Origin of the sequence: Pseudomonas sp. F9001 (assembly GCF_013385435.1) — a bacterium.
Classification (GTDB): domain Bacteria; phylum Pseudomonadota; class Gammaproteobacteria; order Pseudomonadales; family Pseudomonadaceae; genus Aquipseudomonas.
In genome coordinates, this window is sequence record NZ_JACAPX010000013.1 from 580,687 (window position 1) to 599,028 (window position 18,342).

General features: G+C 61.0%; 19 protein-coding genes. 14 read left to right on the forward strand and 5 right to left on the reverse strand.

Annotated features, from left to right (window positions below; genetic code table 11):
- Window positions 1–2: 2 nt before the first annotated feature.
- From HX818_RS15255 to HX818_RS15270, 4 genes are all read left to right on the forward strand, one after another.
- A complete protein-coding gene (locus tag HX818_RS15255) occupies window positions 3–1,301 on the forward strand; it encodes a cytochrome c (protein WP_177020352.1) in 1,299 nt (432 codons plus the stop codon).
- A gap of 81 nt (window positions 1,302–1,382) precedes the next feature.
- Entirely contained in the window at window positions 1,383–2,441 is a 1,059-nt protein-coding gene (locus HX818_RS15260) for a PA0069 family radical SAM protein (protein WP_177020353.1), read from the forward strand.
- A gap of 196 nt (window positions 2,442–2,637) precedes the next feature.
- The gene (locus tag HX818_RS15265; RefSeq protein ID WP_177020354.1) at window positions 2,638–3,369 is read left to right on the forward strand and encodes a carbonic anhydrase; all 732 of its coding nucleotides are present in this window, start codon (window positions 2,638–2,640) and stop codon (window positions 3,367–3,369) included.
- 84 nt (window positions 3,370–3,453) lie between these two features.
- Window positions 3,454–5,001: a SulP family inorganic anion transporter gene (locus tag HX818_RS15270; protein ID WP_008439613.1), complete on the forward strand. Its 1,548-nt coding sequence runs from the start codon at window positions 3,454–3,456 to the stop codon at window positions 4,999–5,001.
- 129 nt (window positions 5,002–5,130) lie between these two features.
- Here the strand turns inward: HX818_RS15270 and HX818_RS15275 are convergent, their stop codons facing one another.
- Window positions 5,131–5,778: a hypothetical protein gene (locus HX818_RS15275; protein ID WP_003214855.1), complete on the reverse strand. Its 648-nt coding sequence runs from the start codon at window positions 5,776–5,778 to the stop codon at window positions 5,131–5,133.
- 368 nt (window positions 5,779–6,146) lie between these two features.
- Here HX818_RS15275 and coxB point away from each other — a divergent pair, with 368 nt between their 5' ends.
- From coxB to HX818_RS15295, 4 genes are all read left to right on the forward strand, one after another.
- Complete coding sequence (gene coxB / locus HX818_RS15280) at window positions 6,147–7,274, forward strand: cytochrome c oxidase subunit II (RefSeq protein ID WP_003214854.1); 1,128 nt, start codon at window positions 6,147–6,149, stop codon at window positions 7,272–7,274.
- 58 nt (window positions 7,275–7,332) lie between these two features.
- Window positions 7,333–8,922, forward strand: coding sequence for a cytochrome c oxidase subunit I (ctaD, locus tag HX818_RS15285; RefSeq protein ID WP_008439614.1), 1,590 nt, complete (start codon window positions 7,333–7,335; stop codon window positions 8,920–8,922).
- Window positions 8,923–9,063: 141 nt separating this feature from the next.
- On the forward strand, window positions 9,064–9,615 hold the full coding sequence (locus HX818_RS15290) for a cytochrome c oxidase assembly protein (protein WP_008439615.1): 552 nt from the start codon (window positions 9,064–9,066) through the stop codon (window positions 9,613–9,615).
- Between the two features lie 35 nt (window positions 9,616–9,650).
- The gene (locus HX818_RS15295) at window positions 9,651–10,538 is read left to right on the forward strand and encodes a cytochrome c oxidase subunit 3 (protein ID WP_102367830.1); all 888 of its coding nucleotides are present in this window, start codon (window positions 9,651–9,653) and stop codon (window positions 10,536–10,538) included.
- A gap of 6 nt (window positions 10,539–10,544) precedes the next feature.
- Here HX818_RS15295 and HX818_RS15300 read toward each other — a convergent pair whose 3' ends face one another.
- Entirely contained in the window at window positions 10,545–10,748 is a 204-nt protein-coding gene (locus HX818_RS15300) for a twin transmembrane helix small protein (RefSeq protein ID WP_010168612.1), read from the reverse strand.
- 84 nt (window positions 10,749–10,832) lie between these two features.
- On the opposite strand from HX818_RS15300, the gene HX818_RS15305 reads away from it, so the two are divergent.
- The 6 genes from HX818_RS15305 to HX818_RS15330 all read left to right on the forward strand — a co-directional run bounded on the left by HX818_RS15305 (window position 10,833) and on the right by HX818_RS15330 (window position 15,673).
- Window positions 10,833–11,576: an SURF1 family protein gene (locus tag HX818_RS15305; RefSeq protein WP_177020355.1), complete on the forward strand. Its 744-nt coding sequence runs from the start codon at window positions 10,833–10,835 to the stop codon at window positions 11,574–11,576.
- Window positions 11,542–12,141, forward strand: a complete 600-nt coding sequence (locus HX818_RS15310) for a hypothetical protein (RefSeq protein WP_023659276.1) — start codon at window positions 11,542–11,544, stop codon at window positions 12,139–12,141. The genes HX818_RS15305 and HX818_RS15310 overlap by 35 nt, the downstream gene beginning before the upstream one ends.
- A 10-nt stretch (window positions 12,142–12,151) precedes the next feature.
- Window positions 12,152–13,231 (forward strand): heme A synthase, encoded by a 1,080-nt coding sequence (locus HX818_RS15315; RefSeq protein ID WP_087694554.1) that lies wholly within the window; start codon window positions 12,152–12,154, stop codon window positions 13,229–13,231.
- On the forward strand, window positions 13,219–14,118 hold the full coding sequence (gene cyoE, locus HX818_RS15320; protein WP_003214839.1) for a heme o synthase: 900 nt from the start codon (window positions 13,219–13,221) through the stop codon (window positions 14,116–14,118). The genes HX818_RS15315 and cyoE overlap by 13 nt, the downstream gene beginning before the upstream one ends.
- Window positions 14,115–14,750 carry an SCO family protein gene (locus HX818_RS15325; protein ID WP_008439627.1) on the forward strand — a complete coding sequence of 212 codons (636 nt, stop codon included), beginning with the start codon at window positions 14,115–14,117 and terminating at the stop codon, window positions 14,748–14,750. Before cyoE ends, HX818_RS15325 begins: the two co-directional genes overlap by 4 nt.
- 461 nt (window positions 14,751–15,211) lie before the next feature.
- The gene (locus HX818_RS15330) at window positions 15,212–15,673 is read left to right on the forward strand and encodes a Bro-N domain-containing protein (protein ID WP_177020356.1); all 462 of its coding nucleotides are present in this window, start codon (window positions 15,212–15,214) and stop codon (window positions 15,671–15,673) included.
- A gap of 138 nt (window positions 15,674–15,811) precedes the next feature.
- Here HX818_RS15330 and HX818_RS15335 read toward each other — a convergent pair whose 3' ends face one another.
- The 3 genes from HX818_RS15335 to HX818_RS15345 are packed head-to-tail and all read right to left on the reverse strand — an operon-like array spanning window position 15,812 to window position 18,318.
- A complete protein-coding gene (locus HX818_RS15335) occupies window positions 15,812–16,585 on the reverse strand; it encodes a MetQ/NlpA family ABC transporter substrate-binding protein (RefSeq protein ID WP_177020357.1) in 774 nt (257 codons plus the stop codon).
- Between the two features lie 51 nt (window positions 16,586–16,636).
- A complete protein-coding gene (locus HX818_RS15340) occupies window positions 16,637–17,311 on the reverse strand; it encodes a methionine ABC transporter permease (protein WP_003214831.1) in 675 nt (224 codons plus the stop codon).
- The gene (locus tag HX818_RS15345; protein WP_003214829.1) at window positions 17,311–18,318 is read right to left on the reverse strand and encodes a methionine ABC transporter ATP-binding protein; all 1,008 of its coding nucleotides are present in this window, start codon (window positions 18,316–18,318) and stop codon (window positions 17,311–17,313) included. The genes HX818_RS15340 and HX818_RS15345 overlap by 1 nt, the downstream gene beginning before the upstream one ends.
- Window positions 18,319–18,342 lie beyond the last annotated feature (24 nt).

Sequence of the window (18,342 nt, forward strand, 5' to 3'; positions counted from 1 at the left end):
CTATGAAAGCATTTGTTATCGCGTCCCTGGCTTTGTTCAGCAGCTGCTCGGTGAGTGCGGCTGAAACCGATCTGGTCAAACAGGGTGAATACCTGGCTCGCGCCGGTGACTGCGTGGCCTGCCACACCGCCAAGGGCGGCAAACCGTTCGCCGGTGGCCTGCCGATGGAAACCCCGATCGGCACCCTCTACTCCACCAACATCACCCCGGACAAAACCGGCCTGGGCGACTACAGCTTCGAAGACTTCGACCAGGCCGTGCGCCATGGCGTCGCCAAAAACGGTAGTACGCTTTACCCGGCGATGCCCTACCCGTCCTACGCGCGGGTCAGCGAAAGCGACATGCAGGCGCTGTACGCGTACTTCATGAAGGGCGTGGAGCCGGTGGCGCAGGTGAACAAGGACAGCGACATTCCCTGGCCGTTGAGCATGCGTTGGCCGTTGGCCGGGTGGCGCTGGATGTTCGCCCCCAAGGTTGCGGACTACCAGGCCCAGGCGGGCGCCGACCCGGTGATCAGCCGTGGCGCTTATCTGGTAGAGGGCCTTGGCCACTGCGGTGCCTGCCATACGCCACGGGCCCTGACCATGCAGGAAAAATCCCTGAGTGCATCCGACGGTACCGCTTTCCTTTCCGGCAGCGCACCGCTGGAAGGCTGGATTGCCAAGAGCCTGCGGGGCGACCACAAGGACGGCCTGGGTAGCTGGAGCGAGGACCAACTGGTGCAATTCCTCAAGACCGGGCGCAGTGATCGCAGCGCGGTGTTTGGCGGCATGAGCGACGTTGTGGTCCACAGCATGCAGTACATGTCGGAAGAGGATCTGACGGCTATCGCCCGTTACCTCAAGAGCTTGCCGGCGGTGGATCCCAAGGATCAGCCGCACCAGTACGACAAGCAGGTCGCCGATGCGCTGTGGAAGGGTGATGACAGCAAGCCGGGTGCCTCGGTGTACATCGACAACTGCGCGGCGTGCCACCGTACCGACGGCCACGGCTACACCCGCGTGTTCCCGGCGCTGGCGGGCAACCCGGTATTGCAGACGGCGGATGCGACGTCGCTGATCAACATCGTGTTGAATGGCGGCACGTTGCCGGCGACGCATACGGCACCTTCGACCTTCACCATGCCGGCGTTTGCCTGGCGGCTGTCGGATCAGGAGGTGGCGGATGTGGTCAGTTTCGTTCGGGGCAGCTGGGGTAACAAAGGCGCGCCGGTGAAAGCCAGTGACGTGGCGAACGTGCGCAAGAATGATATGCAGACCACCTCCGGTGATGACCTTGGCCAGGTGACCTCCAAGCATTGATTGAAGGTTGGCCGCCCAACGGCACTGGTCAGAAACCTTGTGCCTCTATACTGTATAAAAAAACAGTATAGAGGCGCTTTCATGTCCACTCCTCTGCCGCCTCGCGGGCGCGGCACGGCCACCAACCTGCACAACCGTTTTGCGCCCACCGTTAGCGTGGCGGAAGACGACGGTTGGTATCAGGAAGTGCCACAGACCCAGGGTACCGAAGTCCGTATCGAAACCGCGAAAACCATCATTACCCGCAACAGCTCGCCGGATATCCCGTTTGACCGGGCGATCAACCCGTATCGCGGCTGCGAGCATGGTTGTATCTACTGCTATGCACGGCCCAGCCACGCGTATTGGGACCTGTCGCCGGGGCTGGACTTCGAAACCAAGCTGATCGCCAAGACCAACGCCGCCGAGGTGCTTGAGCAGCAACTGTCGAAACCGGGCTACACCTGCGCGCCGATCAACCTGGGCTCCAACACCGACCCGTACCAGCCCATCGAGCGCGACTACAAGATCACCCGGCAAACCCTCGAAGTGCTGCTGCGCTACCGTCATCCGGTGACGATCATTACCAAGGGCTCGCTGATCCTGCGGGACCTCGACCTGCTGACCGAGTTGGCGCAGCAGCGGCTGGTGGCGGTGATGATCAGCCTCACCAGCCTGGACGATGAACTCAAGCGCATCCTCGAACCGCGCACGGCTGCGCCCAAGGCCCGGCTGCGGGCGATCCGGGTGATGCGTGAGGCGGGGATCCCGGTGGGCGTGCTGTGTTCGCCGATGATCCCGATGATCAACGACAGCGAGCTGGAAAGCCTGCTGGCCGAAGCTCATGCCGCGGGGGCACAGAGTGCGGCGTACATGATGCTGCGTTTGCCTCTGGAGGTGGCGCCGCTGTTTGAGGAATGGCTGTCGGCCCATTACCCGCAGCGCGCGGCCCATGTGATGAGCCTGGTGCGGCAGGTGCGCGGCGGTGAGGTCTACGACAGCCGCTTCGGTGTACGCATGCGTGGCGAAGGGCCGTTTGCCGATTTGCTGGCGCAACGTTTCGCCAAGGCGATCAAACGATTGGGGCTCAACCGACGGGAAGGGTTTAATCTGGACTGCACGGCGTTTTGTCCGCCGGGCAGACAGATGGCTTTATTGTAAACTGCTGGATAAGCGTACTTTTCTGTAGCAATAGTCGCGTTTTGATATCACTGAAAGCCCTGATCTAGAGCGGTTCATTCAGTTTGAGTTAAGTTTCGGCGGGTACCTTGTTCATCGAGTGACTAATGAGTCGGCGCTTCAGTTCGGGCGCCGGCCGCACTGGAAAACTCCCCTGCTCCAACCAAGAGGATGAATTATGAGTGACAAGGATAAACAGCCGTTGGCTGCGTCGGCTTCAGCCCCTAACGAGGCGGAATCCGCCGATGCAGCGCTGCAGCACATCGTTGAAGGCTTTTTGCATTTCCATAACGAGATCTTCCCCCAGCAGGAAGAGCTCTTCAAAAAACTCGCCACGGCCCAGAGCCCGCGGGCGATGTTCATTACCTGCGCCGACTCGCGCATCGTTCCCGAGCTGATCACCCAAAGCTCCCCTGGGGATTTGTTCGTGACCCGTAACGTCGGTAATGTCGTGCCGCCTTATGGGCAGATGAACGGCGGTGTTTCAACGGCTATCGAGTACGCGGTACTGGCCCTTGGTGTGCAGCACATCATCATTTGCGGCCACTCCGACTGCGGCGCCATGCGCGCGGTGCTCAACCCCCAAAGCCTGGAAAAAATGCCCACGGTAAAGGCCTGGCTGCGCCACGCCGAGGTCGCCAAGACCATGGTCCAGGACAACTGCGATTGCGCCAACGAACACGAAAGCATGCACGTGCTGACCGAAGAAAACGTGATCGCCCAACTGCAGCACCTGCGCACTCATCCCTCCGTGGCCTCGCGCATGGCCAACGGGCATTTGTTTATCCATGGCTGGGTCTACGACATCGAGACCAGCGAAATCAGGGCCTACGATGCGGATCAGGCAGCGTTCCTGCCCTTGAACGGTACCCAGCCGATTCCATCCGCGACGCCTAAAGCGCGCTTCTAAACAATCCCCTGTCGGGTAACGCGATGGCTGCCGTTCGAGCAGCCAGGCCTTGCCACGCCCGGCGAATGCCTCGGGAGAGTCATTATGCGTGCTGCTCAATTGAAAGCTGTGCTGCCACGGGAGCTGCTGGCTTCCGTGGTTGTGTTTCTGGTCGCCCTGCCGCTGTGCATGGGGATCGCCATCGCGTCCGGAATGCCTCCGGCCAAAGGCTTGATCACCGGCATCATCGGTGGCCTGGTGGTCGGTTGGCTGGCGGGGTCGCCGTTGCAAGTCAGCGGTCCGGCGGCAGGTTTGGCGGTGTTGGTGTTCGAGCTGGTTCGCCAGCATGGCATGGCCATGCTCGGGCCGATCCTGTTGCTGGCGGGCTTCCTGCAATTGGTGGCCGGGCGTTTGCGCCTGGGCTGCTGGTTTCGCGTGACTGCGCCTGCAGTGGTGTACGGAATGCTGGCGGGGATCGGGGTGCTGATTGTCCTGTCGCAGGTACACGTGATGCTCGACGGTGTGCCAAAGCCCTCGGGGCTGGATAACCTTGCCGGCTTCCCTGCGGCACTGATCCAGGCGATCCCCACATTGGGCGGCGGGCTCGGCTGGCAGGCCGGTTTGCTCGGGCTGTCGACGATTATGGTGATGTGGTTGTGGGACAAATTTCGCCCGCAAAAGCTGCGCTTCGTCCCCGGCGCCCTGCTCGGCGTGGGTTTGGCGACAGTCACCAGCCTGGTGCTGGCGTTGCAGGTCAAGCGGGTGGAGGTGCCGGAAAACCTCGCGGATGCCATCGATTGGCTGCGCCCCAGCGACCTGCTGAACCTGGCGGATCCCAATCTGTTGATCGCGGCCTTCGCCGTGGCATTTATCGCCAGCGCTGAAACGCTGCTTTCGGCGGCGGCAGTCGACCGTATGCACAGTGGCCAGCGTTCCGACTTCGACAAGGAATTGTCGGCACAAGGCGTGGGCAACATGCTGTGTGGCCTGGTCGGCGCCCTGCCGATGACCGGTGTGATCGTGCGCAGTTCGGCCAACGTCCAGGCCGGCGCTACCACGCGTTTGTCGGCAATGTTCCACGGCTTGTGGCTGCTGGCGTTCGTACTGTTGCTGTCCAGTGTGCTGCAAAGCATTCCGGTGGCAAGCCTGGCGGGTGTGCTGGTGTACACCGGGATCAAGCTGGTGGACATGAAGGCGTTTCGTGGCCTGGCGCGCTACGGGCGAATGCCGATGTTTACCTACGCGGCGACGGCGCTGGCGATCATCTTTACCGACCTGCTGACGGGTGTGTTGGTGGGCTTCGGGTTGACGCTGGTGAAGCTGGCGTTCAAGGCCTCACGCTTGAAGATAAGCCTGATCGACCTGCCGCAGGAGGGCGAGATGGAGCTGCGATTGACGGGGGCCGGGACCTTTCTCAAGGTGCCTGCATTGACCCAGGTGCTGTCGACGGTACCCGCCGGGACCACCTTGCATGTGCCGCTCAGTAACCTGAGTTATATCGACCACTCCTGCCTTGAGCTATTGGAGGAATGGGGTCGGGCCAATGCGGCCAAGGGCTCGAAGCTGATGATCGAGGCGCGGGGGTTGAAACGCAGGTTGGAGGGACGGGTAAGAACGACGACCGGAATAGGCTCGGCGCCGTCTGTTGGCTGACGAAACCGGATCAAAATGTGGGAGCGGGCTTGCTCGCGAAGGCGGAGTGTCAGTCGCTGAATGTGTTTCTGATACACCGCTTTCGCGAGCAAGCCCGCTCCCACATTGGATCTTTGCAAGCCGGCAAATCTAAGCTGGCTGGTCCAGCTCAAGACCCACGCCCAACTGCCGCGACAGGCACGGCCAGCGCTTCCACGCCGCTTCTGTGTCCGGGCTCTTGAGCTTGTCGCGGTAGGCTTCGACCGACTCCAGCGCAAAACTCTCCTCGTTAAGCATCTCATCCACCGCGTGGTGCACCGCCTCATCCAGCTGATTGGCAAACGCCTCGCCGATCAATTGGTGGGCAATCACGTTCGCCACAGTGGTATCCAGCGGAATCAACGGCTGGCCGAAGTGCTTGATATACAGATCGTTGACCTCTTCCACCAGGCGATGCGCCAGGTAAGCCTCATCCAGCAAACCGTCCAGGCCTTCATGCCCGGCCAGGATCGCCGGCGGCTGCAGGAAGAAATGCTCGGCGATTTTCAGCACCGGTTTGATCTGGCTTTCAATACCGGCTTCGCGGGCGACATCGTTGGCCGCGTCCAGCAGATCGGGGACCTGGTCGATGTAGGCGCTTACAAAACGCGTCATCACGCCCTTGGCGTCGACGTCAGGCACGGAAATCGCCGGGTGCAGGTGCGGTAACTGGACTTCCAGCTGCTGAGCAAGCTGGCCAGTGCTGGATTCGTGTTGATGGGCACGGGAAATCTGCTCGCGCAATGCGGCGGTGTTCATGAAAGCTCCAGTGATGCAGGCGTAGGAAATAGGGAGAGCATAAGGTAGCTCGTTTATACGAGAGCCTAAGACGCATTTGTCATAATTATTTCATGGTTATGCGCTGGCGTTATATCAAATTGCCATCGTTCGTCGGATAACGCGCGCCACCGGTCCTGTTGTGTGGTCCGTTTCCTCATTTTCGTTCATTTGCCCGATCACATTGCGGGGTGGCGGTCGCTGTCTATACTCGATTTTGTACGCAATTAGCTGATGACGCCCGACTGCATGAGCAGGCAAGGCCTGGCGGTTGTAAGCAGTATGGAAGCCGCTCCCTTGGCCGCAGGTGCAAACCGGCGGGATAACAAGAATGATAAGGGGAACCCGCAATGACGCGACATCCACATGTTTGGATGGGCCTCCTGTTGTGGTCAGTATTCGGCCAGGCGCAAGCCGCCTGGACAACGAATATGGCGCCAGGGGCCACTGAAGTCAGTCACGCCGTGTTTGACCTGCACATGACCATTTTCTGGATTTGTGTGGCGATTGGCATCGTCGTGTTTGGCGCGATGTTCTGGTCGATGATCGTTCACCGGCGCTCGACGGGACAGGTGGCAGCCAAGTTCCACGAGAGTACGACGGTGGAGATTCTCTGGACTGTGGTGCCCTTGCTGATCCTGGTGGCGATGGCCATTCCGGCCACCAAGACGCTGATCAACATCTACGACAGCACTGAGTCGGATATCGATATCCAGGTCACCGGCTACCAGTGGAAGTGGCATTACAAATACCTGGGCCAGGATGTCGAGTTCTTCAGCAACCTGGCCACGCCCGCCGAGCAGATCCATAACCAGGCCGTCAAAGGCGAGCATTACCTGTTGGAAGTCGACCAGCCGCTGGTGCTGCCGGTGGGTGCCAAGGTGCGTTTCCTGGTGACCGCTGCGGACGTGATTCACTCCTGGTGGGTGCCGGCGTTTGCGGTGAAGCGTGATGCGATTCCCGGCTTCGTCAACGAGGCCTGGACCCGCATCGAAAAGCCCGGCATCTATCGCGGCCAGTGCGCCGAGCTGTGCGGCAAGGACCACGGATTCATGCCCATCGTGGTGGAGGTCAAATCAAAGGCCGACTACGACACCTGGCTCGGCGAGCGTAAGGAAGAGGCCGCCAAGCTCAAGGAGCTGACCTCCAAGGAATGGACCCTGGATGAGCTGGTGGCCCGTGGCGACAAGATCTACCACACCACCTGCGTCGCCTGTCACCAGGCCGAAGGCCAGGGCCTGCCGCCGATGTTCCCGGCGCTCAAGGGCTCACCTATTGCCACCGGGCCCAAGGAAGACCACCTGCACCGCGTGTACTTCGGCAAGCCCGGCACCGCCATGGCGGCGTTCGGCAAGCAACTGTCGGAAGTCGATATCGCGGCGGTCGTGACCTATGAACGTAACGCCTGGGGCAACAACAAAGGCGACATGGTCACACCTAAAGACGTGCTGGCTCTGAAACAGGCGGAAAGCAAATGACTTCCTTCATTGCATATTCCCTGAACCGTCCCGCCCACTCGTTCGCAGGAGAAAGGCCATGAGCGCTGTGATCGATGACCACGGTCATGCTGGTGACCACGCTCACGGCCCCGCCAAGGGCCTGATGCGTTGGGTACTGACCACCAACCACAAAGACATCGGCACGATGTACCTGTGGTTCAGCTTCTGCATGTTCCTGCTTGGTGGCTCGTTCGCCATGGTGATTCGTGCCGAGCTGTTCCAGCCGGGTTTGCAGATCGTCGAGCCGGCGTTCTTCAACCAGATGACCACCATGCACGGCCTGGTGATGGTGTTCGGTGCAGTGATGCCGGCGTTTGTCGGGCTCGCCAACTGGATGATCCCGTTGATGATCGGCGCGCCCGACATGGCCCTGCCGCGCATGAACAACTTCAGTTTCTGGCTGTTGCCGGCGGCGTTCCTGATGCTGGTTTCCACCCTGTTCATGCCCGGCGGCGGGCCGAACTTCGGCTGGACCTTCTACGCCCCGCTCTCCACCACCTACGCGCCGGAAAGCGTGACGTTCTTCATCTTCGCGATCCACTTGATGGGCATCAGTTCGATCATGGGCGCGATCAACGTGGTCGCCACCATCCTCAACCTGCGCGCCCCCGGCATGACGTTGATGAAAATGCCGCTGTTCGTCTGGACCTGGCTGATCACAGCCTTCCTGCTGATCGCGGTGATGCCGGTACTGGCGGGCTGCGTGACCATGATGCTGATGGACATCCACTTCGGCACCAGCTTCTTCAGTGCCGCCGGTGGTGGTGACCCGGTGCTGTTCCAGCATGTGTTCTGGTTCTTCGGCCACCCCGAGGTGTACATCATGATCCTGCCGGCGTTCGGTGCCGTCAGCTCGATCATCCCGACCTTCTCGCGCAAGCCGCTGTTCGGCTACACCTCGATGGTGTACGCCACGGCGAGCATCGCGTTCCTGTCGTTCATCGTGTGGGCGCACCACATGTTCGTGGTGGGCATCCCGCTGGTGGGCGAGCTGTTCTTCATGTACGCCACGCTGCTGATCGCGGTGCCCACGGGCGTGAAAGTGTTTAACTGGGTCAGCACCATGTGGCAAGGCTCGCTGACCTTCGAGACGCCGATGCTGTTCGCGGTGGCCTTCGTGATTCTGTTCACCATCGGCGGTTTCTCCGGGCTGATGCTGGCCATCGCCCCGGCGGATTTCCAGTACCACGACACCTACTTCGTGGTGGCGCACTTCCATTACGTACTGGTGCCTGGGGCGATCTTCGGGATCTTCGCCTCGGCCTACTACTGGCTGCCGAAATGGACCGGCCACATGTACGACGAAACCCTGGGCAAGCTGCACTTCTGGCTGTCGTTCGTGGGGATGAACATGGCGTTCTTCCCGATGCACTTCGTAGGGCTTGCCGGCATGCCGCGTCGGGTGCCGGACTACAACCTGCAGTTCGCCGACTTCAACATGGTCTCCTCCATCGGTGCCTTCACCTTTGGCGCGACGCAGATCTTCTTCCTGTTCATCGTCATCAAGTGCATCCGTGGCGGCCCGCCTGCGCCGGCCAAGCCGTGGGATGGCGCCGAAGGGCTGGAGTGGAGCATTCCTTCGCCCGCGCCGTACCACACCTTCACCACGCCACCGGAGGTCAAATGAACACCTCCCTATCCTGTGGGAGCTGGCTTGCCTGCGATGGCATCACTTCGGTGTACCTGAAAGACCGAGTTGCCAGCATCGCAGGCAAGCCAGCTCCCACAGAAAGGCCATTCGCAGAACATTCATTCGCAGGTGGCCGCCATGCTTGAGTCCGTGCCTATCAAGCGCCTGGTCACGCGCCTGCTGATCCTGGTGGTGGCGATGTTCGCCTTCGGGTTTGCCCTGGTGCCGATCTACGACGTGATGTGCAAGGCGTTCGGCATCAATGGCAAGACCGCCGGGCAGTACGAAGGCGAGCAGGTGGTGGACCCGACGCGGCAGGTGCGGGTGCAGTTCCTGTCCACCAATGCCATCGATATGGTCTGGGAATTCCACTCCAAGGCCGACGAGGTGGTGGTCAATCCCGGCGCAGTCACCGAGATGCTGTTCGTGGCCTACAACCCCACCGACAAGCCGATGACCGCCCAGGCGGTGCCGAGCATTTCGCCGGCCGAGGCGGCGATGTACTTCCACAAGACCGAGTGTTTTTGCTTCACCCAGCAAGTGCTACAGCCAGGTCAGCGCATAGAGATGCCGGTGCGCTTCATTGTCGACCGCGACATGCCCAAGGATGTGAAGCATTTGACCCTGGCGTACACGCTGTTCGATATCACCGCGCGCCAACCGCCCGTGGCTGTCCATACCGGCGGCTAGGCGTTGCTTGCGGGCTCGATTAGGAGAACGAATACATGTCGACTCATGATACGTACTACGTACCAGCACAGAGCAAATGGCCAATAATTGCCACGCTGGGCATGCTGATTACGGTGGTCGGGCTGGCTACCTGGTTTAACGATTTGAAGGCCGCACGCCCGGAATCCCACGGCCCGCTGATCTTTTTCGTCGGGGGCCTGCTGCTGGCCTACATGATGTTTGGCTGGTTCGGCGCGGTGATCAAGGAAAGCCGCGCCGGTTTGTACAGTTCACAGATGGACCGCTCCTTTCGCTGGGGCATGACCTGGTTCATCTTTTCCGAGGTGATGTTCTTCATCGCTTTTTTCGGTGCGCTGTTTTATGTGCGGCACATGTCGGCGCCGTGGTTGGCGGGCGAAGGCCACAAGGGCATCGCGCACATGCTGTGGCCGAACTTCGAATTTGCCTGGCCGCTGCTGAACAATCCTGACCCGAAAATGTTTCCGGCGCCCAAGGGCACCATCAGCCCGTGGGGCTTGCCGCTGATCAACACGATCTTGCTGGTCAGCTCCAGCGTGACCATCACTATCGCCCACCATGCCTTACGCAAAGGCCATCGCGGCGCACTGAAGATCTGGCTGGCGATCACCGTGTTGCTGGGTTGGGCGTTTCTCGGGTTCCAGGCCGAGGAATACATCCATGCCTATAAGGAGTTGGGCCTGACCCTGGGTTCCGGCGTGTACGGCGCGACCTTCTTCATGCTCACCGGCTTCCACGGTGCCCACGTGACCATCGGCACGATCATTTTGTTTGTGATGCTGATGCGCATCCTGAAGGGGCATTTCAACAACGAACACCAGTTCGGGTTCGAGGCGGCCAGTTGGTATTGGCACTTTGTGGACGTGGTGTGGATCGGGCTGTTTTTCTTCGTTTACGTGCTTTGAGGTGTTTCACCAGGGCGCATGAGATACCAGCTGGCCGCTGAAGAAACCCCAGGTGATCAACCCCAGGGTGATCACGGCCAGCACCACACGCACGGTCAAGGCAGTGACGAGGCGGTTGGAGTTGCCCTCGTCCTTGACCAGGAAGAACAAGCCACTGAACAGGCTCACGACGGTAGCAATCAGCATCAGGGCAATGGCTGCTTTGAGCATGGTGGGCTCCGGGGCTCTTTTTTGGAGGGGGCGAGCAATGAGATTCAGTATAGCCAGCGCAGCACCGACCTCTGCGGCAATGCCATGAAACCCTTTCGCCCCGGTATTGCGCCGACGCTGGTGGTACTCGTGCTGCTGCCGTTACTGGTATTTCTCGGCTTTTGGCAGCTGTCTCGCGGTCACGAAAAACAGGCGCTGCTGGACACTTACGCCGAGCGCCGCGCTGCCGAGCCCATGAGCAGTACGCAACTGCAGGCCACCGAAGATCCGGCGTTCCGTCGTGTGCATTTGCGCGGGCAGTTCGATGCCGAGCACAGCGTGTTGCTGGATAACCGCTTTCGCGACGGCAAGGTCGGTGTGGAGCTACTGCAACCTTTCCATGATCAGGCCAGCGGCGAGTGGCTGTTGCTCAATCGTGGCTGGCTGCCCTGGCCGGACCGGCGCGCACCACCGGTTTTCACCACTCCCGAACAACTGCTGAATCTCGATGCCTGGGTCTATGTGGCGCCTGGCGAGACCTTCCAGTTGCATGCCGATCCGGCGGGCGCACAGTGGCCACGATTGTTGACCGCGCTGCATCCCGAGGCGTTGTGGGCTGAGTTGGGTCGCGGCGGATTCGCCTATGAAGTGCGGGCTGAAGCGGGCCCGGCCACCTACGAAACCAGCTGGCCCGTGGTCGCCATGGGCCCGGAAAAACACCTGGGCTATGCCGTGCAGTGGTTCGCCATGGCGGTGGCGCTGTTCGGCCTTTACCTCTACCTCGGATGGCACGACACAAAAAAGGAGAAGCGCCATGGGAGCGGCCATGAATCCACTCAACATGTCTGACACGCCGGCAGCGCCCAATCGGCGCAAGGGCCGCTGGCAACTGATCCTGATCCTGCTGATGGTGGTCGGCCCGATGGTGCTCGCCACCTTTATGTACAAATTGCAGTTCTGGGTGCCGGACAGCCGCAGCTACCACGGCGAGATGATCGGCAATGGCCAGACCCGTGCCGACATTGGCGTGCAGGCTGACGAAGACCGCTGGCAACTGCTGGTCACCGCGCCCACCGCCTGCGCCGCCGACTGCCAGCAACTGGTGTACCTCGCACGCCAACTCCAGATCGGCCTGGGCCGTGATGCCTCCCGCGCCAGCCACGCCCTGGCCAGTGCGCAGCCGGTCAGCACCGCGTATGACGCCAAACTCAAGGCCGAATACCCGCAACTGCAACGCTATTCCCTGGACCTGTCGACCTTCAACAAAGACGCCGCCGCCCAAGGCAGCGGCGATGCCCAGCTGTGGATCGTCGACCCCCACGGCAACCTGGTGCTGCGCTACGACGCCCGGGTCAAGGGCAAGGACCTGCTCAACGACCTGCGCCTGCTGCTGAAACTGTCGAACATCGGATAAGGACACCGTCATGGCCAAACCTGGATTTCGCCTCGCGCTGTTTGCCACCCTGCTGGCCCTGATCGTGGTGCTGCTGGGCGCCTATACCCGCCTCACCCACGCGGGTCTCGGTTGCCCGGATTGGCCGGGTTGTTATGGCTTTATCAGCGTGCCAAAAAGCGAAGCCCAGCTGGCCCATGCCGAACTGCATTACCCGGACACGCCGGTCGAGGCGGACAAGGGCTGGAACGAGATGACCCACCGTTACTTCGCCGGCACCCTCGGGCTGTTGATCGTGCTGCTGGCGGCGCGCGCGTGGACCCATCGGCATCATCCGGGCCAGCCGTTGAAGCTGCCGTTGTTCCTGTTGGCAGTGGTGTTCGCCCAGGCAGCGTTTGGCATGTGGACGGTGACGCTGAAGCTCTGGCCGCAAGTGGTCACCGGGCATTTATTGGGCGGGTTTGCGACGTTGAGCCTGCTGTTCTTGCTGACGCTGCGATTGTCCGGCGTATTGCCGGCGCTGATCGTGCCCAGGCGTTTGCAGTATTGGGCCACGGCCGGGCTGGTGCTGGTGATCGGCCAGATCGCGCTGGGTGGATGGGTCAGCTCCAACTACGCAGCCGTGGCGTGTATCGACCTGCCGACCTGTCACGGGCAATGGTGGCCGGCGGCGGATTTCGCCAATGGCTTTCACCTGACCCAGCATATCGGCCCCAATTACCTCGGCGGGCAACTGGACAGTGATGCGCGCACGGCGATTCACCTCACCCACCGGATTGGCGCGCTGCTGGTCACTGTCGTGTTGCTGGGCCTGGCCTGGCAGCTCAAGGTGGTCGGCATGACCCGCCTAGCGGGCCTGTTGCTGATCGCCCTGGCGGCGCAACTCTGCCTGGGCCTGAGCAACGTGTACTTCCACCTGCCGCTGCCGGTTGCGGTCGCGCATAACGCCGGCGGCGCGGCGTTGCTGCTGACGCTGGTGCTGGTCAATTACCACGCCCGCACCAGCCTGGTTCGGGTGCGACATCAGTTGCCATTCGGCTGGCGCTTCAGCCCGCGTAAACACGTGTCGGGCCTCATAACCATCAAAGGAGAGATGCCATGGCGACCTTGATCAGCGAGCGTCACAGCCAGGCGATCTGGCGTGACTATCTGGAGCTGACCAAGCCAAAAGTGGTGGTGCTGATGCTCATCACCTCGCTGGTGGGCATGTTCCTCGCCACCCGCGCCGGGGTACCGTGGCCGGTGCTGATTTTCGGCAACCTGGGGATCGCGCTGTGTGCCGGCGGCGCGGCGGCGGTCAACCATGTGGTGGACCGGCGCATCGATGCTTTGATGGCGCGCACCCATAAACGCCCGCTGGCGGAAGGGCGCGTATCGCCTGTGGCGGCGCTTGTTTTTGCGATGGTGCTGGCGGTTGCCGGGCTGGCGCTGCTGCTGGCGTTTACCAATCCGCTGGCCGCCTGGCTGACCCTGGCCTCGCTGTTGGGTTATGCGGTGATCTACACCGGTTTTCTCAAGCGTGCGACGCCGCAGAACATCGTCATCGGTGGGCTGGCTGGCGCCGCGCCGCCGTTGCTAGGTTGGGTTGCCGTCACTGGCCACGTCAGCGCCGAGCCGTTGCTGCTGGTGCTGATCATCTTCGCCTGGACCCCGCCGCACTTCTGGGCCCTGGCGATTCACCGCAAGGAGGAATACGCCAAGGCCGACATCCCGATGCTGCCCGTGACCCACGGCGAGCACTACACCAAGGTGCATATCCTGCTCTACACCTTCGCCTTGCTGGCGGTCAGCCTGATGCCCTATGTCATCCACATGAGCGGCATGCTGTACCTGGTGTGCGCACTGGTTCTGGGCGGGCGCTTTCTGCAATGGGCCTGGGTGCTGTACCGTGGCAGTCGGCCGCACGCGGCGATCAACACCTTCAAGTACTCTATCGGGTACCTGTTCATGCTGTTTATCGCCCTGCTCGTAGACCATTACCTATTGTTGAACCTATGACTCGAACTCAAAAAACTGTCTTCATTCTGGTGGCCATTGTCGCGTTGATCATGGGCCTGACCGTCAACAAAGTACTGAGTGGCAAAGGCCAGGGCGACCCGACGGCCTTGATCGATGCCGGCATCATCCTGCTGCCGCAAAGCCGCCAGTTGCCGCCGGTGACCATGACCAACCAGGACGGCCAGCCGGTGGTGGTCAACGAGCTGAAAGGCAAGTGGAGCGTGCTGTTCTTCGGCTACACCTTCTGCCCGGACATCTGTCCGACCACCCTCGCCCAGCTGCGGCAGATCAAGAGCGAGCTGCCCAAAGACGTTGTGGATAAGTTGCAGGTGATTTTGGTCAGCGTTGACCCGAACCGCGATACACCGGCGCAGCTCAAGCAGTACCTGGGCTACTTCGATCCACAGTTCGAGGGCCTGACCGGTGCGAGTGTGGACGATGTGCAGAAGGTTTCGAATGCGGTGAGCATTCCGTTTATTCCGGCAGACACCAGCAAGCCCAACTACACCGTCGACCACAGCGGCAACCTTGCGCTGATCGGTCCGGATGGAACGCAACGCGGGTTTATCCGGGCGCCGTTGAACAACCAGAAGCTGGTGGCGCAGTTCCCGGGGTTGTTGCAGCGTAAATAAGCCTGCCGACCATTTTCTGAGCGACACAAATCAAATGTGGGAGCGGGCTTGCTCGCGAAGGCGGTGTGTCAGTCAACAGATGTATCGACTGAACCACCGCCTTCGCGAGCAAGCCCGCTCCCACAGGGTTATGTGCACGGTGCCTGAACGGTGTGTCGTCGGACTTTTCCCGCAACGTGTAGCGGTCGGCGCGAACTTGTTTGGCATGCGTCGACTGACTAGTCTTTGCCCTGTCGCTGCAAATTCAGTGACAGGGTGTGGAAGCCCTTATATCGTTAGGCGCACAAAGCGCCACCTAGAGTCAGGCGCTTTTTATCGTCTGTGTTTTATGGTGGTTGTGCGCGGGGCGCTTTCGAGCGCGCCGGGTGCCTAACGTCCCGGTCTTCCACACCTGCGTACAGCCGCCACCCATTACGTGGAAGTAGTGCTTGGCGGTCCCTTAATACGTTAGGAGCCAGACCATGACAACACTTACCCCTGACCCGCCCTTCACCCCCGAAGTCTTCACCCGCCATCACCAGCAACTGCACGCCATCCTCATCGACGCCCAAGCCTGGTTCAGCGCCCGCGACATTGGCCATCTGATGGGTCTGCATCTCAACGAAGCTCTGCTGCGCAAGCTCGATCCTGACCAACAACAAACATTAACCGCGATTACCCACGGTCACGCTGCACCGACGTTGATGCTCAGCGAGTCCGGGGTGTACGCGATGTTGATCTATCACTACTGCCCTGAAAACCGCGCCCTGCGCCAATGGCTGACCCATGAAGTGGTGCCCGCCCTGCATGGTAAACAGCAGGCAAGCGAAAGCCCGGCCCTGAGTTGGTTGGCCTGGTCGACGGCAAGTTTGAGTGTGTTGCAGTGGCGCAATGAGCCGTGGATCCGGCTGCGAGATATGCCCAAGGTGTTGCCGGGCGTGTAGCGCTTAAAAGTGTGGGAGCTGGCTTGCCTGCGATACAGGCGGCGCGGTGTTACTGATACACCGCAGCGATGCCATCGCAGGCAAGCCAGCTCCCACATTTAATCTCCAGTGTTTGGGAGATCGGGTTTCAGCTTTGGATCAGAACGCCGGCAGGATCGCGCCTTTGTACTTCTCAAGAATGAACGCTTTCACTTCCGGGGTGTGCAGGGCTGCAACCAGCTTCTTCACCGCATCCGAATCCTTGTTGTCTTCGCGGGTCACCAGGATGTTCACGTAAGGCGAGTCGTTGCCTTCAATCACCAGTGCGTCCTTGGACGGGTCCAGCTTGGCTTCCAGGGCGTAGTTGGTGTTGATCAGCGCCAGGTCGACCTGGGTCAGCACGCGCGGCAGGGTGGCGGCTTCCAGTTCGCGGAATTTCAGGTCTTTCGGGTTGCCGGTGATGTCCTTGATGGTCGACAGGATGTTGGTCGGGTCCTTCAGGGTGATCAGGTTGTGCTTGGCCAGCAGCAACAGCGCGCGGCCGCCGTTGGTGGCGTCGTTCGGGATCACGACGTTGGCGCCGCTTGGCAGGTCTTCCAGCTTCTTGTACTTGCTGGAGTAGGCGCCCAGGGGCTCCAGGTGCACAGCGCCAACGCTCACCAGGTGAGTGCCCTTGGCTTTGTTGAATTCATCCAGGTACGGCTGGTGCTGGAAGAAGTTGGCGTCCAGGCGCTTTTCGGCCACCTGTACGTTTGGCTGAACGTAGTCGGTGAAGACTTTGACCTGCAGGTCTACGCCTTCCTTGGCCAGAGCCGGCTTCACGAATTCGAGGATTTCAGCGTGCGGCACCGGGGACGCGGCCACGGTGAGGGTTTCGGCGGCGTGGGCGGAGAACGCGGCAACGGCGGCGAAAGCAACCAGTAGTTTTTTCATTCAACAAGCTCCTTGTTCGGAAATTGGCCGGCTTAACGCCGGCAATAGCCGTTATTTTCGAGAAAAGTGCACCACCAGCTTGTCGCCGACGGTTTGCAGAATTTGTACCAGGATCAGCAGCAGCACCACGGTGACCACCATCACGTCGGTCTGGAAGCGCTGATAACCGAAGCGGATCGCCAAGTCACCCAGGCCACCGGCACCCACTACACCGGCCATGGCCGTGTAGGAAACCAGTGTAATCGCCGTCACCGTAATCGCCGCGAAGATGCCGGGGCGGGCTTCGGGCAGCAACGCGTTGGTAATGATCTGGCGAGTGGTCGCGCCCATGGCCTGGGTCGCTTCGATAATCCCGCGGTCCACTTCACGCAGCGCGGTTTCCACCAGGCGCGCAAAGAACGGCGTGGCACCTACCACCAGTGGCGGAATTGCACCGGCAACACCCAGCGAGGTGCCGGTGATCAGCACCGTGAACGGGATCATTACGATCAACAGGATAATGAACGGCAGCGAACGCAGGATGTTCACCACCAGCGACAACAGCGCATAAACATTCTTTTGTTCGAACAGCTGACGCGGGCTGCACAGGAACAGCAGCACGCCCAACGGCAAGCCCAGCAATACGGTGAACAGCAGCGAGCCGAACAGCATGGTCATGGTGTCGCCGGTGGCGAGCAGGATTTCCGACCAGTCGATGTTCGAGAAAAAGCTCAAGAGGATTTCCATTAGCGCAGCACCTCCATATGGACGTCTGCCGCGGTGAAGGCGGCGAAGGCGGCCTCCATGTCACCGCCGGTGACGGCGAGGGTCAGTTGCCCGTAGGGAATGTCTTTGATGCGGTCGATACGACCGGCGAGGATGCTGTAGTCCACACCCGTGTCGCGGGCGACGGTACCCAGCAGCGGCGCGTAGGTCGCTTCGCCCTGGAACGTTAGGCGCACGATGCGCCCCGGTACATGGGCGAAGTCATCACGCTGTTCGCCTTCGTCGACTTGCTCGGATTCCTGCACGAAGCGCTTGGTGGTCGGGTGCTTGGGGTGCAGGAATACATCGGCGACGGTGCCTTGCTCGACGATCACGCCGGCATCCATCACGGCCACGTGGTCGCACACGCGGCGGATCACGTCCATTTCATGGGTGATCAGCACGATGGTCAGCTTCAGCTCGCGGTTGATCTCGGCCAGCAGTTGCAGGACCGAGGCCGTGGTCTGCGGGTCGAGGGCGCTGGTGGCTTCGTCGCACAGCAGGATTTTCGGCTTGGTGGCCAGGGCGCGGGCGATGCCGACGCGCTGCTTCTGGCCGCCCGACAACTGCGCCGGGTACTTCTTGGCATGGTCGGACAGGCCGACCCGCGCCAGCAATTCGGCCACGCGCAGGTCGATTTCCTTGCGGGAAAGTTCGCCCGCGAGGGTCAGCGGCAGCGCCACGTTGTCGGCAACGGTCTTGGATGCCAGCAGGTTGAAGTGCTGGAAGATCATCCCGACCTGTTGCCGGAAACGGCGCAGGCCGTTGGCGTCGAGGGCGGTGACTTCTTCGTCATCGACCTTGATCTGGCCGCCGCTGGGTTGCTCCAGGCGGTTGATCAGACGCAGCAAAGTACTTTTTCCCGCACCGGAATGGCCGATCAGACCAAACACCTGGCCATTTTCGACGCGCAGGTTGGTGGGATGCAGTGCGGGGATATCCTTACCGGCGACCCGGTAGGTTTTATGGACGTTATGAAACTCGATCACGTAGCGAACCTTGTGGGGCGCATT

What these genes read in the sequence shown, in the direction of transcription:
- HX818_RS15255 (WP_177020352.1), top strand. Translation starts at nt 3, where the DNA reads ATGAAAGCATTTGTTATCGCGTCCCTGGCTTTGTTCAGCAGCTGCTCG.
- HX818_RS15260 (WP_177020353.1), top strand. Translation starts at nt 1,383, where the DNA reads ATGTCCACTCCTCTGCCGCCTCGCGGGCGCGGCACGGCCACCAACCTG.
- HX818_RS15265 (WP_177020354.1), top strand. Translation starts at nt 2,638, where the DNA reads ATGAGTGACAAGGATAAACAGCCGTTGGCTGCGTCGGCTTCAGCCCCT.
- HX818_RS15270 (WP_008439613.1), top strand. Translation starts at nt 3,454, where the DNA reads ATGCGTGCTGCTCAATTGAAAGCTGTGCTGCCACGGGAGCTGCTGGCT.
- HX818_RS15275 (WP_003214855.1), bottom strand. Translation starts at nt 5,778, where the DNA reads ATGAACACCGCCGCATTGCGCGAGCAGATTTCCCGTGCCCATCAACAC.
- coxB (WP_003214854.1), top strand. Translation starts at nt 6,147, where the DNA reads ATGACGCGACATCCACATGTTTGGATGGGCCTCCTGTTGTGGTCAGTA.
- ctaD (WP_008439614.1), top strand. Translation starts at nt 7,333, where the DNA reads ATGAGCGCTGTGATCGATGACCACGGTCATGCTGGTGACCACGCTCAC.
- HX818_RS15290 (WP_008439615.1), top strand. Translation starts at nt 9,064, where the DNA reads ATGCTTGAGTCCGTGCCTATCAAGCGCCTGGTCACGCGCCTGCTGATC.
- HX818_RS15295 (WP_102367830.1), top strand. Translation starts at nt 9,651, where the DNA reads ATGTCGACTCATGATACGTACTACGTACCAGCACAGAGCAAATGGCCA.
- HX818_RS15300 (WP_010168612.1), bottom strand. Translation starts at nt 10,748, where the DNA reads ATGCTCAAAGCAGCCATTGCCCTGATGCTGATTGCTACCGTCGTGAGC.
- HX818_RS15305 (WP_177020355.1), top strand. Translation starts at nt 10,833, where the DNA reads ATGAAACCCTTTCGCCCCGGTATTGCGCCGACGCTGGTGGTACTCGTG.
- HX818_RS15310 (WP_023659276.1), top strand. Translation starts at nt 11,542, where the DNA reads ATGGGAGCGGCCATGAATCCACTCAACATGTCTGACACGCCGGCAGCG.
- HX818_RS15315 (WP_087694554.1), top strand. Translation starts at nt 12,152, where the DNA reads ATGGCCAAACCTGGATTTCGCCTCGCGCTGTTTGCCACCCTGCTGGCC.
- cyoE (WP_003214839.1), top strand. Translation starts at nt 13,219, where the DNA reads ATGGCGACCTTGATCAGCGAGCGTCACAGCCAGGCGATCTGGCGTGAC.
- HX818_RS15325 (WP_008439627.1), top strand. Translation starts at nt 14,115, where the DNA reads ATGACTCGAACTCAAAAAACTGTCTTCATTCTGGTGGCCATTGTCGCG.
- HX818_RS15330 (WP_177020356.1), top strand. Translation starts at nt 15,212, where the DNA reads ATGACAACACTTACCCCTGACCCGCCCTTCACCCCCGAAGTCTTCACC.
- HX818_RS15335 (WP_177020357.1), bottom strand. Translation starts at nt 16,585, where the DNA reads ATGAAAAAACTACTGGTTGCTTTCGCCGCCGTTGCCGCGTTCTCCGCC.
- HX818_RS15340 (WP_003214831.1), bottom strand. Translation starts at nt 17,311, where the DNA reads ATGGAAATCCTCTTGAGCTTTTTCTCGAACATCGACTGGTCGGAAATC.